Source organism: Buchnera aphidicola (Artemisaphis artemisicola) (assembly GCF_005082365.1).
GTDB lineage: Bacteria > Pseudomonadota > Gammaproteobacteria > Enterobacterales > Enterobacteriaceae > Buchnera > Buchnera aphidicola_AR.
On sequence record NZ_CP034900.1, the window covers coordinates 65,309 to 80,577 of the forward strand.

Consider the following 15,269-nt stretch of genomic DNA (forward strand, 5'->3'; position numbering starts at 1 on the left):
TGTTTGAAATTTATATTAAAAAAATTAAAACGGTACTAAATAGCACCGTTTTTATATTGAAAATCAATTATATAAAGAAATAATAACTGTTTTTCCAGCAACAATAGTACCAGATGATTTTTTTATTTTTTTAAATTTTTCCATATTAGATATAACAACAGGAGTTAAAATAGATTTAGCCTTTTTTATGAGTAAATCTAAGTCTAATGTAATAATTTTATCTCCTATTTTTACTTTTTCATTATTGTCTACATTTTTTTTAAAACCTTTGCCTTTTAGTTGCACAGTATCAATTCCAAAATGAACAAATAATTCAACGTTATCTTCTGAAATAATTGAAAAGGCATGCATGCTTTCAAATATTTTTCCAATAGTGCCATTTACTGGCGCAAGTATTTGATTTCCTGATGGTTTAATTGCTATTCCATCACCTACAATCTTATTAGAAAAAACTACATCTGGTACGTCTTCAATGTTTATTATTTCTCCTGACAATGGTGCGATAATTTCTATTTTTTTAGAAAAAATGGGTTTTTTATGATTAAAAAGATCTGACAAGAAACTCATTTTTTTCTTCTCCTAAGTGCTGCTATTTTTATTATACGTTGACTATTTTAAAGTCTTATTAAAAGCTTCTACTAAATTAATTACTTCTTTGGTGGTTTTTAATGTTAGTGCTTTTTGTGCTAGTTTTTCTGCATCAGAAAAACACACATTGCGAATGATTTGTTTAATTTTAGGAATACTAATTGAACTCATACTAAATTCATCAAGTCCCATTCCTAATAACAGAATAGTTGCACGTTCGTCTCCTGCTAATTCTCCACACATTCCTGTCCATTTCCCATCTTGATGAGAAACGTCAATGACTTGTTTAATTAGTTTTAAAACAGATGGGTTCATAGGATTGTAAAGATGTGAAATTAAATCATTTCCTCGATCAACAGCTAGAGTGTATTGTGTTAAATCATTGGTTCCAATGCTAAAAAAGTCTACTTCTTTTATTAAAAAATCGGCTATTATCGCTGATGCAGGAGTTTCTATCATGATTCCGATTTTAATATTTTTATCAAATAATATATTATTACTATGTAATTTTTTTTGAAGTTGCTGTATTTCTAATTTTAATATTCTAATTTCTTCTACAGATATAATCATAGGAAATAAAATATATATTTTTCCAAAAGCAGAAGCTCGAAGAATAGCATTTAATTGAGCATGTAATATTTCTTTTCGATCTATTGAAATACGTATAGCTCGCCATCCAAGAAAAGGATTATCTTCTTTTGGCAAATTCATATAAGGTAGATCTTTATCTCCACCAATATCCATTGTTCTAATAATAACAGCTTTATTTTTCATTAACTCAGCTATTTTTTTATATGCTTGAAATTGTTCATTTTCATTTGGTAAACAATTTCTTCCCATAAATAAAAATTCTGTTCGATAAAGACCAATACACTCTGCACCATTTTTTTTAGCAGATTGAATATCTTCTATATTACCAATATTAGAACCAATTTTGATCTGATGTCCATCAATAGTTTTAGCTTGTAAATTTTTTAAATTTATTAATTTATTTTTTTTTAAAATATAGTTGTTTTTTGCTTTTTCTTTTTGATTAATTATTTCTTGAGAGGGATTTATAAAAATTTGATTATGAATAGAATCGAGAATAATATAATCATTATTTTTTACAATATCAGTTATATTTCCTGTTCCCACAATTGCAGGAATTTCTAATGATCTTGCCATGATTGAGGTATGTGATGTTTGTCCTCCTAAATCTGTAATAAATCCTAAAACATAATTTAAATTAATTTGTGCTGTTTCTGAAGGAGTTAAATCTTTTGCAATTAAAATTACTTCTTTTTTTATATTACTTAAATCGATAATATCAAGATTAAGTATATTCTTTAATAAACGATTTCCAATATCTCTTACGTCGATAGCTCTGTTTTTTAAATATTCATCTTTTATTTCTTCTAGAGCTTTAGCTTGTCCTTCAATTACTAATTCAGTAGCTGCAGCAGCAGATATTTTTTTCTCTTTTATTAAAGATATAATTTCACGTTCAAATTCTTCATCTTCAAGAAGCATAATATGACCTTCAAAAATGCTTTCTTTTTTTTCTCCAAATTTTTCTCTTGTTTTGATTTTTATGTCCGTAAGTTGTTGTACTGATTTGTTTCTACCTTCAAAAAATCTTTTTACTTCTTTTGTAATATTTTCAAGAGTAATTATTTTCCGGTGAATAACAATTTCTTCTTCTTTTAATAAAAGAGCAGTTCCGAAAGCTATACCCGGTGATGCTAAAATGCCTGAAATCATAACATTACCTTTAATAAAATTTGTCTATTAAGAAATTGAAAATACGAGATGTCAGGCGAATACATATTTTTTTATGAAATATTCCGGAAGTTTTATTATATAACCTCCGGTATTTTAGAAATTTTGTAAATTATTTCGATAGAATAATTATTCTAATTCTGTCATTATTGTAGATAAATGTTCAATTGCTTTTTGTTCGTCTTCTCCTTCTGCTAATAGTGTAATCAGACTGCCTTTAACTAATCCAAGTGTTTGAATTTTAAATAAACTTTTTGCATTAACTGATTTTCCGTTATAAATTATAGAAATTTCAGAAATAAATTTTTTTGCTTCTTTTACAAATTGAGCAGCAGGACGAGTATGAAAACCATTTGGAGCAGTGATTGTAATCTGGTTTTGAAACATTTTTTTTCCTTATTTATAATACATAAAATAATACATGAATAAATGTTTGTAAAAAAATTATAGTAAACATATTTATATTTATTAATTAAAATATTACTTCTACAATAAAAAAATTTTAAGAAACAATTTTTTATCCTAGAAATTGTATTTTAATAATATTATCTATTTACTAATGATTTAGAAAATAATTCCGTACTTAAATAACGTTCACCTGAAGAAGGCAATATAACAACTATATTTTTATTTAAAAAATTTTTTTGTTTTTGTATTTTTAAAGCTGCACATAAAGCTGCTCCAGAAGAAATTCCTGCTAATATTCCTTCTTTATACATTAGTTGTTGAGCCATAAATATTGATTCTTCACTAGAAACAGTAATTATTTGATCAATTAATGTTAAATTTAGATTTTTAGGGATAAACCCAGCTCCAATGCCTTGTATTTTATGCGGTCCTGGTTTTATTTCTTTTCCTGATAAAAATTGCGTAATAACAGGTGATTCAGAAGGTTCAACGGCTATGCTAATTAAATTTTTTTTACCTTGTCTTTTTTTTATATATTTTGTGATGCCTGTAATAGTTCCTCCGGTTCCTACAGCAGAAATTAAAATATCTATACTACCATTAGTATCATTCCAAATTTCCGGACCAGTGGTTTTATAATGAATTTCAGGATTAGCTGGATTTTCAAATTGTTTTAATAAAAGATATTTTTTTGGATTGCATAATGCAATATCTTTAGTTTTAGAGATTGCTCCTTGCATACCATATTTTCCATCTGTTAATATTAATTTTGCACCTAAAGCTATTAGTAATTTTTGTCTTTCGATAGACATTGTATCAGGCATAACAAGAGTTAATTTATAGTTTCTAGAAGCAGCAACATATGCTAAAGCTATTCCGGTATTGCCGCTGGTTGCTTCTATTAACTCTATATTTTTATTTAAATCTCCCTTTTTTTCTGCACTCCATATCATATTAGCACCAATTCTACATTTAACACTAAAACTTGGATTTCTAGATTCTATTTTTACTAAAATATTTCCATTCCCTATTTTTTTTAAACGTACTAAAGGTGTTTTTCCAATAGTTAAAGAATTATCTTCATATATTTGATTCATGGTTTTCCTTGAATTAATAATTTTTATAAGATTTGATATAGTTTGATTTTATTTTTATTAGTTAATATTTTCATAATATTGAATATTATTTTTTACTGTCATTTTTGATAAAAATAATACATAGATCTGATACCTATATATTAGAATAAATATTTTTATATTATAAATAAAAATTATATAATAAAAATATTTTAATATACTAATATTATTCATTTATAAAATTTGAGATAATTTCAAATTTATTTTTATATACTTTTATACGTAATAAATTTATGACATCTATTAAAAAAAAAATCGATAAATTGCGAAAACATATTTTACAATATGAATATTTTTATCATGTTTTAAATCAATCTATTGTTTCTGATGCAGAATACGATTATTTGCTTAATCAGTTATATAATTTAGAATTACAGCATCAAGAACTTATCACTTCAGATTCTCCTACACAAAAAATTGGAATAAACTTACTAAATAAATTTAAGAAAATAAAACATTTTTTTCCTATGTTATCTTTAGAAAATACATTTGATTTTAACGGATATTTAAATTTTGAAAAAAGAATTAAAAAATTTTCAATCATTCAAGAGCAATCTTTCTGCTGTGAACTTAAATTTGATGGAATAGCTATTAGTATTATTTATGAAGAAGGAATTTTAATGCGTGCAGGAACTCGAGGTGATGGTTATATTGGAGAAAATATTACTCCTAATGTTAAAATGATAAAATCAATTCCATTAAAATTAAAAGGGTCTTGTATACCTAAAAGATTAGAAGTGCGCGGTGAAGTTTTTATGATGAAATCTGATTTTTTAAGATTAAATGAAAAATCTACTATTAATACTAATAAAATCTTTTCTAATCCTCGAAATGCAGCTGCAGGTTCATTACGTCATATTGATCCAAAAATAACAGCTCAAAGAAAATTAATCTTTTCATGTTATAGCTGTTATATATTAGATGAAACACAAAAAGAATTGAATACTCATTATTTACAATTAATGCAATGTATTAAATGGGGTTTACCAGTTAATGAAGAGCTTATTGTTTGTTCAAGTTCTCAAGAAGTATTAAATTTTTATAAAAAATTTGAAAAAATAAGATCTAAGCTTGATTTCGACATAGATGGAATTGTTATAAAAGTCAATTCAATTTCATTGCAAAATCAATTAGGTAGTAATACTAAATCACCAAGATGGGCAATAGCATTTAAATTTTTTTCTGCAGAAAGAATTACAAAATTAAATAATGTAAAGTTTGAAGTTGGTCGAACAGGAGTGATTACGCCTGTAGCTTATTTTGATCCAGTTAATATATCTGGAGTTATAATTAAAAAAGCATCTTTACATAATAAAAACGAAATAGAAAAACTAAATTTACACGTTAATGACTCTGTGATAATTTGTCGTTCTGGTGATGTTATACCAAAATTATTAAGTGTAATTAAAGCGACACAATCGATTCATGCAAAAAAAATTGTTTTTCCTAAATATTGCCCAATATGTAAAACAAAACTATTAGAAAATCCAGAAGAAAAAATTGTTCGTTGCCATGCCGGACTAACATGTGATGCTCAGAAAAAAAAATTTTTGCATCATTTTTTTTCAAAAAAATCTTTAAATGTTAATGGTTTAGGACCTAAAATTATCAATCAATTAATAACAAAAAATTATGTTAAAAATCCAATAGACTTTTTTTATCTTAAATCATCTGACTTAATGAAACTAAAAAATATAAATTATAAAAAAAGTATAAGAATTATTAATTCTATTAATAAATGCAAAAAAACTACTTTTAAATCTTTTATTTATGCTTTAGGGATACCTAATGTAGGAGAGACTGTTTCTAATAAAATTGCATGTCATTTTGTTAAATTAGATGAATTAATTCATGCGGATTTTTTTCAATTGAATAATATAGAAGGAATAGGAAGGGTAATTTCAAAAAATATTGTTAACTATTTTTCTATAAGTTCAAATTATAATATGATAATTAAATTAGTACAGCAAGTAGGAATTTTTTGGAATGAATCTGAAGTTATTGTCCAACATAAAAGCACTTATTTTTTAGGTAAAAAAGTTGTTTTGACAGGTGTTTTTAATTCTTTTTCAAGACAAAAATTAATTTTTATCTTAACTAATTTAGGCGCTAAAATTTTAAATAATATTTCTCGAAATACAGATTTTTTAATTTATGGAAAAAAAATAGGATCTAAATTTTATAAAGCTCAGGAATTAAATATTAAAATTATCAATGAAGAAAAATTAAAACTTTTAATTTAAATTTTTTTTGGGTCGTGCAGGATTTGAACCTGCGACCAATTGATTAAAAGTCAACTGCTCTACCAACTGAGCTAACGACCCGTTTAATTATATAAATTTTGGTAGGTGATGACGGACTCGAACCGCCGACTTCCTCCGTGTAAAGGAGGAGCTCTACCAACTGAGCTAATCACCTTTTTTAAAATTTATTTCTTTATTTTAAAGCCGGAAGAAATAGAGTCAATCTTTTTTTAATAAATAATATTTGTTTGTTGTAAATTTAATCATTATGATTAAATTACAATCAATAATAATCTTATTAAAATTAATAACGTCAATATAACATTTTTTTTACCTAAATTTTAATGATTTTAAAATTAATATTTTTAAGGAACACATGAAAGTCAAAACTCGTTTCGCACCTAGTCCTACTGGAAATTTACATATTGGAAGTATTCGTACTGCATTATATTCTTGGTTGTTTTCTCGACATTATAATGGAAAATTTGTACTTCGTATAGAAGATACTGATATTCAACGTTCTGAAACAATATCGATTAATTCTATTTTAAATGGGTTAAAATGGTTAGGATTAAATTGGGATGAAGGGCCTTATTTTCAAAGCAAAAGATTAGGTAGATATAAAGAAGTTATTAATAATATGTTAAAAAAAGGAGATGCATATATATGTGTTTGTTCATCTAAAATTTTAGAAGAAACAAGAATAAAACAAATGATGAAAGGTGATAAACCACGCTATCCTGGAACATGTAGAAATTTAAGTTTTAAAAATTTTCATAATAATGATTATGTAATACGATTTAAAAATCCACTATTTGGAAAAATAAGTTTTAAAGATGAAATTAGAGGAGAAATTACATTTAATAATGAAGAGTTAGATGATCTTATTATTCAACGTTCTAATGGAATGCCGACTTATAATTTTTGTGTAGTAATAGATGATTTAGATATGAATATTACACATGTTATTCGTGGTGAAGATCATATTAATAATACTCCACGTCAAATTAATATTCTAAAATCTTTAGGAGCCAAAATACCTATTTATGCACATTTATCAATGATTTTAGACGAAAATGGAAAAAAAATTTCAAAAAGAAAAAATGCTGTTAATATATTAGATTATTACGAAAACGGTTTTTTACCAGAAGCGTTGTTGAACTATATAATACGATTAGGATGGTCTTACAAAAATCAAGAAATCTTTTCTATATTAGAAATGAAAAAATTATTTAATTTAAAATCTATAAGTAAATCTTCTAGTATTATTAATACAAAAAAGTTATTATGGCTTAATAAATATTATATAAATCATTTACCATTACAATATATTTCTACTCTTATAAAAAAACATATGAATAATCAGAATATGAATTCTGATACTAATTTAATGTCTGTAGTTAACCTATTTCGAAATAGATGTTATACGTTAAAAGAAATTATAAGATCTTTTTATTATTTTTATGAAGAATTTAATTTTTTTGATCAAATAGCAGTTGAAAATTATTTAACTTTAGAGAATTGTCGTATTCTAGAAGAATTTTATAAAAAAATAGAGAAATTATCAATTTGGGAACATATCGAAATATCTAGAATTATTAATAGTTTATCTGAAGCAATGCAAATAAAAGTAAATATCATTAATATGATTTTACGTATTTCTATTACAGGTAATGTTCATTCTCCTAGTATTAGTACTATTATTTATTTAATGAATAAAGAAAAAATTTTATTCAGAATTCAAAAAGCAATCAATTATATTCAAAATATATCAACTAAAAATTAGTTTTTTATAATAAAATATAATTTTTATAATTTTATGATATTTAAAATTTTTTATAAAAAATAATATTGACAGAATTCATGTGTTTTTATATTGTAACGTTTTAGGGGCTATAGCTCAAAATGGCAGAGCGCTTGCATGGCATGCAAGATGTTGGCGGTTCGATTCCGCTTGGCTCCATAAACTTTTTTGATAAAAAATTTATATGAATGGAAAAAAAAATTCTGTTTTTTTTATTTAATTTAAGAATATTTTAGTATAAAAAATAATGCTGTACTAATTTTGTTTTAGTACAGCGTAATCTAAATTAGATTTGTTGATTTATTACGTCTTGATAAGCAGCTATAACTTTATTTCTTATCTGAATTGCCATTTCTAAAACAATAGAAGATTTTTGTAAATCTATTATCATGTCATGTAAATTAATTTCAGGATTATTTGACATAAACTTTTCAGTATTTTTTTTGGCACGATTTTGATTTTCACTTATTTTTTTTAATGTTTTTTTTACACAATCTAAAAAGTAACCATCTTTTGTTTTAGTTTTCTTATTAACATTAATATCTATAATTAAATTTTTATTCGTATCAACATTTTTGTGATTAATATAAGGATTTTGATGATTGATATGATTAATAAACATAATTATTATCCTTAAAATACAGTGTGAATAATTTTTATTTTTTTAAATTATAAAATATTATTACATAAAAATAAATATTTTATCAAAAATATTTTTTTTAATATATATTAATAATCATTATATATTAATAATAATTTAAAAAAATAATTTAACAGGAAATTTTTTTATTCACATTATTTAGTAAAAAGCTACTTTTAACTATAACCAAATTAGTTATAACTAACTATCAAATAGGAAAATTTCATGAATTTTAGCGCTATAGAAGATTCAGTTTTAGAAGAGACAAAAAAATTCAATAATTTATTGCCTCGTTTTTTAAAGAATTCTCGTATTTTAATTATTTTATTAATAGTAGCAGTTATTACCGCTGTATCTGTTTCTATATGGATTAAAAATCCTGAGTATGAAGTATTATATAATCATTTGTCGAATGAAGATAGTAGCGCTGTTATTAATCAATTGAATCAAATGCAAATTCCTTATAAATTTACTGATATTTCAGGTCAAATATCAGTTCCAAAAAATAAAGTTTATGATATTCGATTAAAATTAGCAGAAAAAAATATTCCTCGAGGAGATGGAATTGGTTTTGAATTATTAGATAAAGCAAAATTTGGAGCTAGTCAATTTAATGAAGAAATTAATTATCACCGTGCTTTAGAAGGAGAATTAGCTAGAACTATACAAAGAATTAATGTTGTGAAAAGTGCTAGAATACATATAGCATTTCCTAAATCATCATTATTTTTAGAAGATAAAAAAAAATCTTCCGCTTCAGTTGTATTAGAACTTCAACCTGGAAGGTTCTTAAATTCAGATCAAATCAATGCAATATTACATTTAATTGCAAGTAGTATACCTAATCTTTCAGTAAAAAATATTACAATCGTAGATCAATTAGGAACGTTATTAAATCAACCCTCTTTAGGATACAATCAAATTAATAATTCAAAATTTAAGTATGTTGAAGAAATTGAATCTCGTTATAGTAATAGAATAAAGAATATTTTAGAACCATTATTAGGCAAAGGAAATATTTACGCTCAAGTAACAGCACAAATAGATTTTAATGCTCAAGAAAAAACACAGGAAAAATATTCACCTAATACTAATCATAATAATCAGTCAATACGTTCACATCAAACAAGCGTTCATGATCAAATAGAACAAGAAAGCAAAAAAGTAATAATGCCTAATTCTTTATCTAATAGTGATTCTAATAATATTTATTTTAATAAAAAATCCTTAAACAATAATCAATATAAAAATAATTTAAATTCTGTAAAAGATAAAGAAATATCTGTAAAAGATAAAGAAACAAAGAATAATAATAACAATAATTCTTCAAGTTCTAATATTAATTATGATAATACTATTAATTATGAATTAAATCATAGCGTATCACATACTAAAATGAATATAGGAGAAATTAAAAGATTATCAGCTGCAGTTATAGTGAATTTTATTAAAGATAAAAACGGAAAATATGTTCCTTTAAGTGCAGATAAAATAGAAAACATTAAAAATTTAATACGTGAAGCTATGGGTTATTCTAAATCTCGAAGAGATAGCATTCATCTTGTTAATGAATCCTTTGCTCAATATAAAAATAATATGCCAGTTAAATTAAATAATTTGAATACATTTAATTTATCAGAATGTTTGTTTACTTATTCTCCATGGTTTTTTTCTTTTTTACTTCTTTTAATTTTGTTAAAAAAATATATTTGTCCTTTTTCGAAAAATGATAATTGTAGAACTCAATCTATTAAAAATCAAAAAGAACGTATAGAAAAAAATATAGAAAAATATAATTTAGAAAAAAACAACGATGTAGAACACAATATTACTCAAGTAAATGTTCAGAATAATGTAAATAAAGATAAATTAATTGATCAAATTTCTAATATATCTAATGAGAATCCACGTACTATAGCGTTGATTATTCGTCAATGGATGAGTGATAAAATATGATTTTAAATGGTACTGAAAAAAGTGCATTATTATTAATGTCAATAGGAGCTGATCAAGCAGGAGAAATATTAAAAAATTTAACTCCTTTTGAAGTTCAAGAATTAATTGCTTCTATGGCAAATATTAAAATTGTTTCTACCAAAACGTTAAATAGCATACTTTCTGAATGTTATACTCTTGCTATAAAGAACGATTTTTTTAATTGCAATGATAGTGATAATTATCTTATGAATGTATTAATTAAAGCATTAGGAGAAAAAAAAGGAAATTCTCTTTTTCAAGAAACGTTACAAATTCGTAATGCTAAAAATTCTATCGAAGCGCTTAATTACATAAAAGCTGAAAAACTAGCTTTTTTATTAAATAACGAACATCTTCAAATTATTGTTATAATACTCATATATTTAGATAAAAACCAATCATCTAAAGTCCTTTCATTTTTTGATGATAAAAAACGTGCGCAAATTATCTTAAAAATTATAGAATTCAATGGAATTGAAGAATCTATTTTATTAGAATTAAATAGAGTCATTGAGAACTTGTTGCAACATAAAAAATTTATTTTATCTGAGAAAGGAGGAATCAAAACTGCAGCTAGATTATTGAATTTAATGAAAATTCAACATGAAAAACAAACAATTATTAACATTAGAAAAATTGATCAAAAAATTGCAGATAAAATTATTAAAGAAACATTTTTGTTTGAAAATTTAATAGATTTAGATGATAAGTATATTAAAATTTTAATTCAACATATAGAACAAGAAAAATTATATATTGCATTGCAAAATACTAGCTTAGTTCTTAGAGAAAAATTTTTTAAAAATATGTCAGAAAACAAATTTAATCAATTATCTATAAGTTTAAACAAAAAATCTTATATTTCTAATCGTTCTATAAAAAATGAACAAAAGCTAATTTTACTTATGATTAAAAGTATTATAGACCATGGAGATGTTTCATTAAAAAGCTTAAGAGAATATTATGATTAATTCGATTTTAGAAAAAAATTGGATACATTGGTATCCAAAAAAAATTTTTTTAAATAAAGATAAAAACAATATAAAAACTATATATTATTCACATAAATTAAAACAAGAAGATTTTTTCACAAATACAGATATACTTAATAGAAAAAATGAAGAAAATATAAATAAAACGACTAAAAATCTAGAAAAAGATTTAAAAAAAACAGAATCCTATAAATTAGGATTTGAAAAAGGATGTTTATCTAATAAAGAAAAAAATCTTTTTTTAGAAAAAAAAATAAATAGTTTTCTTTTAGATTTTGAAAATTCTTTTTCTGCATTTGAAAATGCATTATCTTCTCGACTATTTAATATTATTTTAAAAGTTTCTTCTTATGTAATAGGAAAAAAAATTGATATTGATAAATCAATGTTATTAAATTATATAAAAAAAGTTATTGATCAAGATGGTGTTTTTTTAACAAAACCGCAACTTATAGTTCATCCTGATAATAAAAATTTAATAGAAAAAATGTTAAAAAAATTTTTAAATTCTTATAAATGGACATTGTTATATGATAATAATGTAGATTTAAATAGTTTTAAGGTAAAATCAGAAAATGTTGATATAGATTCTACAGTTAATGCTAGATGGCAAGAATTATATCGTCTTATTTGTTTAAAAGAGGAATATTAATGCATTTAAGATTTTTAAAATTATTAAATAAATTTTCTTCTTTTGAAAAAAGCGTTGATAAGCTTCCAAATATTATTAATCATGGTCGTCTTGTGGGCATTAATGGTTTAATTTTAGAAGTTATAGGGTTACAAATTCCTATTGGTACCCAATGTTATATTGAACGAATAATAGATAAGAAATATATTCATGCTGAAGTTGTAGGATTTTTAGAAAAAAAGACTTTATTATTATCTTCAGAAGAAATTTATGGTGTGATTCCAGGTGCTCGTGTTTTTTTAAAAATAAGTGATAATACTACGAATTCTATTATAAAAAAAATGCCATTAGGAATGAAATTATTAGGAAGAGTATTAGATGGTAGAGGAGAACCATTAGATGGATTGCCTCAATTAGATTCTAAATATTACACTATTATTAAAAATAATAAGATTAATCCTTGGAATAGAAAACCAATCACTGAAGTATTAGATACTGGTATACGTTCTATCAATGGATTGCTAACGATTGGAAGAGGTCAAAAAATAGGAATTTTTTCTACTTCTGGACTCGGAAAAAGTGTTTTGCTTGGCATGATGGCAAAATATACGAAAGCCGATATTATTATAATTGCGCTAATTGGAGAAAGAGGTCGCGAAGTAAAAAATTTTATAGAAAAAATACTTGGTAAACAAGGATTATCTCGATCAGTAGTCATTGCAGCTCCTGTTGACGTATCTCCTTTATTAAGAATACAAGCAGCATCTTATGCAACTAGTATAGCGGAGTATTTTTCTAAAAAAAATAAACATGTATTATTAATTATGGACTCTTTGACTCGTTATGCTATGGCAGAAAGAGAAATATCATTATCTTTAGGAGAATTACCAATCACCAAAGGTTACGCAGCTTCTATATTTTCAAAAATTTCAAATTTGATAGAACGAGTAGGGATTAGTGATGAATATAAAGGATCTATTACTGCATTTTATACTGTTTTAACAGAAGATGAAGATGAACAAGATCCAGTTTCGTATCTTGCTCGTTCTGTATTGGATGGACATATTATATTGTCTCGTTATTATGCTGATTTAGGTCATTATCCTGCAATTGATATTGAATCTTCTATTAGTCGTGTTATGCCTGATATTATTAGTTTAAAACACAACCATCAAGCTTCTTATTTTAAAAAGATAGTCTCTTCTTATCATAGAAATAAAGATTTAATAAATGTAGGAGCTTATATTAGTGGTTCAGATGTAGTTTTAGATCATGCTATTAAAATTTGGCCAAAAATAGAGAAATTTTTACAGCAAGAGATATCAGAACAAAGCGATTTTCATATTTCTTATGAACGATTAAAAGAAATATTTCTTTAGTATTTTCATGCTATTGGATAAATTATAATAATGAAATATAAAAAGAACGTATTTTCTATTTTAAAAAAAATACAAACACAAAAAATAGAAAAAAAAATCATCGATATTAAAAATCTTTATATGAAAAGAGAACAATATAACGAACAACAAAATTTATTAAATAAATATAAAGAAGAATATATGTTTAATATGAATAATAATTTAATTTCCGGCATGTATGTATATAAGTGGAATAATTATAATAACTTTATTTTAAAATTAAATTTAAATATTAAAAGAAACATAAATTTAATACAAAAAAATGAAAAAAAAATTCAAGAAAACTTAAATAGTTGGTTTCTTAATAAAAAAAAATTAAAAACTTGGGAGTATTTGTATAATATATGCAATAAAAAAATGTTAAAAATAAAAAAAATCAAAGAGCATACATTGTATGATAATTATTTTCAATTAAAATTTTTTAAAAAAGGAAGTTGATTACAATGTTAGATATAATTTATAGTATATCACTAGATAAACAAGACTTATCTAATAAGAATGATAATCTTATTTATTCAACAGATTTATCTCAATCAATTTTTAATCAATTAAATAAATTTTTAATCAGACAAGAAAGAGAATTTGACAATGTTTTAACAGATAAAAAAAAAGATGATCAAAGTAGTATTATTGCCAATAATTTTGTAATTAGTAACTTATTAAATATTGTGAATCAAAAAGAAAGTATATCTTTAAAATCTCAAGATAATTGCATTAGTTCTGATGCTAAAAAAGATAATACGTCAGAAAAAAAAATAGATAAACACTACAATGGTAATTATGTAAAAGACTTTAATATTCCTAAAAAAACAGAAAAAAATTTAGAAGAATACAGGATTTCAGAAAACGAGTCATTATGTAATAAATTGCATGAAAATAAATATACATTACTTCAGATTAATCCACTAAAGAATTTCAACCAAACACATAATCTTTATTTAAAAAAACTAAATAATGAATTTTTTCAAAAAAATAAGAATTTTTTTTATGAAGATAGAAAAAACATAAAATTTTTAAAAAATGAAAAAAATTTTTACTATCTTGAAAATATTAAAAATCAAAAAAATACTTTTCTTTCTTCTAAAAATAAAAACCCAATAGAAATTTTTATTAATCAGAAATTTTTATCAAAAGAATTTGATAAAAAAGAAAAAGAAGATATTAAATCATTTAAATTACCGTTATTTTTAAGTAACGAAAAAAAAATAATTAAGTTGAATAAATTAATTAGTCAAAAAATACTTTTTTCTATTGCAAATAAAAATAATAAAGCAGAAATTCATTTAAAACCAGAATTTTTAGGTACTATTCATATTAATATTAATATAAAAAATAACAATCAAGCAATGTTAAATTTTATTTCTTATAGTAATGAAGTAAGAACTTTTCTAGATAATCATATGTCTTTTTTACGTGATGCATTAAAGAAAAAGGGTATTAAATTAAAAAAATTTAATATTTATAGTTCTTTTAAAAATAAAAATTTAATCAATCATAAAAAATTTTTATATAACAATATTTTTGATACATATAAATTAAGAAGTAATTCAAATAAATATAAAAACAATTTAGAAGAAATAAAATACAAATCAATTGATATATACGTTTAAAAAAACACATAAAATATATTTTTGATACATAAATTAAATTAATTATATTGCTTAATAATAA

13 protein-coding genes and 3 tRNA genes are annotated in these 15,269 nt (G+C 23.4%); 9 read left to right on the plus strand and 7 right to left on the minus strand.

What is annotated here, in order from left to right:
* Positions 1-63: 63 nt before the first annotated feature.
* The 4 genes from crr to cysK form a co-directional block, all read right to left on the minus strand.
* Complete coding sequence (gene crr / locus D9V59_RS00295; RefSeq protein WP_158363975.1) at positions 64-567, minus strand: PTS glucose transporter subunit IIA; 504 nt, start codon at positions 565-567, stop codon at positions 64-66.
* A gap of 42 nt (positions 568-609) precedes the next feature.
* Entirely contained in the window at positions 610-2,331 is a 1,722-nt protein-coding gene (gene ptsI / locus D9V59_RS00300; protein WP_158363977.1) for a phosphoenolpyruvate-protein phosphotransferase PtsI, read from the minus strand.
* Between the two features lie 147 nt (positions 2,332-2,478).
* Positions 2,479-2,736, minus strand: a complete 258-nt coding sequence (locus D9V59_RS00305; protein ID WP_158363979.1) for an HPr family phosphocarrier protein — start codon at positions 2,734-2,736, stop codon at positions 2,479-2,481.
* Positions 2,737-2,894: 158 nt separating this feature from the next.
* Complete coding sequence (cysK, locus tag D9V59_RS00310; protein WP_158363981.1) at positions 2,895-3,854, minus strand: cysteine synthase A; 960 nt, start codon at positions 3,852-3,854, stop codon at positions 2,895-2,897.
* A 272-nt stretch (positions 3,855-4,126) separates the two neighbouring features.
* On the opposite strand from cysK, the gene ligA reads away from it, so the two are divergent.
* The gene (ligA, locus tag D9V59_RS00315; RefSeq protein WP_158363983.1) at positions 4,127-6,136 is read left to right on the plus strand and encodes an NAD-dependent DNA ligase LigA; all 2,010 of its coding nucleotides are present in this window, start codon (positions 4,127-4,129) and stop codon (positions 6,134-6,136) included.
* Positions 6,137-6,144: 8 nt separating this feature from the next.
* On the opposite strand, the gene D9V59_RS00320 is transcribed toward ligA, so the two are convergent.
* Positions 6,145-6,217: transfer RNA gene (locus tag D9V59_RS00320), tRNA-Lys, on the minus strand.
* Between the two features lie 18 nt (positions 6,218-6,235).
* Positions 6,236-6,311: transfer RNA gene (locus D9V59_RS00325), tRNA-Val, on the minus strand.
* A 201-nt stretch (positions 6,312-6,512) separates the two neighbouring features.
* Here D9V59_RS00325 and gltX point away from each other — a divergent pair.
* Both gltX and D9V59_RS00335 read left to right on the plus strand, forming a co-directional pair.
* On the plus strand, positions 6,513-7,922 hold the full coding sequence (gltX, locus tag D9V59_RS00330; RefSeq protein ID WP_158363985.1) for a glutamate--tRNA ligase: 1,410 nt from the start codon (positions 6,513-6,515) through the stop codon (positions 7,920-7,922).
* Positions 7,923-8,025: 103 nt separating this feature from the next.
* A tRNA-Ala gene (locus tag D9V59_RS00335) sits at positions 8,026-8,099 on the plus strand.
* Positions 8,100-8,226: 127 nt separating this feature from the next.
* Here the strand turns inward: D9V59_RS00335 and fliE are convergent.
* Complete coding sequence (gene fliE, locus D9V59_RS00340) at positions 8,227-8,562, minus strand: flagellar hook-basal body complex protein FliE (RefSeq protein ID WP_158363988.1); 336 nt, start codon at positions 8,560-8,562, stop codon at positions 8,227-8,229.
* Positions 8,563-8,805: 243 nt separating this feature from the next.
* Here fliE and fliF point away from each other — a divergent pair, with 243 nt between their 5' ends.
* Genes fliF through D9V59_RS00370 form a run of 6 tightly spaced genes read left to right on the plus strand, consistent with a single transcriptional unit; the run spans position 8,806 to position 15,208 of the window.
* Positions 8,806-10,536 (plus strand): flagellar basal-body MS-ring/collar protein FliF, encoded by a 1,731-nt coding sequence (gene fliF, locus D9V59_RS00345; protein ID WP_158363990.1) that lies wholly within the window; start codon positions 8,806-8,808, stop codon positions 10,534-10,536.
* Entirely contained in the window at positions 10,533-11,528 is a 996-nt protein-coding gene (gene fliG / locus D9V59_RS00350) for a flagellar motor switch protein FliG (protein WP_158363992.1), read from the plus strand. The genes fliF and fliG overlap by 4 nt, the downstream gene beginning before the upstream one ends.
* Positions 11,521-12,201 carry a flagellar assembly protein FliH gene (locus tag D9V59_RS00355; RefSeq protein WP_158363994.1) on the plus strand — a complete coding sequence of 227 codons (681 nt, stop codon included), beginning with the start codon at positions 11,521-11,523 and terminating at the stop codon, positions 12,199-12,201. The genes fliG and D9V59_RS00355 overlap by 8 nt, the downstream gene beginning before the upstream one ends.
* Positions 12,156-13,559: a FliI/YscN family ATPase gene (locus D9V59_RS00360; RefSeq protein WP_187308365.1), complete on the plus strand. Its 1,404-nt coding sequence runs from the start codon at positions 12,156-12,158 to the stop codon at positions 13,557-13,559. The genes D9V59_RS00355 and D9V59_RS00360 overlap by 46 nt, the downstream gene beginning before the upstream one ends.
* A gap of 30 nt (positions 13,560-13,589) precedes the next feature.
* A complete protein-coding gene (locus D9V59_RS00365; protein WP_158363996.1) occupies positions 13,590-14,036 on the plus strand; it encodes a flagellar export protein FliJ in 447 nt (148 codons plus the stop codon).
* Between the two features lie 5 nt (positions 14,037-14,041).
* Positions 14,042-15,208 carry a flagellar hook-length control protein FliK gene (locus tag D9V59_RS00370; RefSeq protein WP_158363998.1) on the plus strand — a complete coding sequence of 389 codons (1,167 nt, stop codon included), beginning with the start codon at positions 14,042-14,044 and terminating at the stop codon, positions 15,206-15,208.
* The last annotated feature ends 61 nt before the right edge of the window (positions 15,209-15,269 follow it).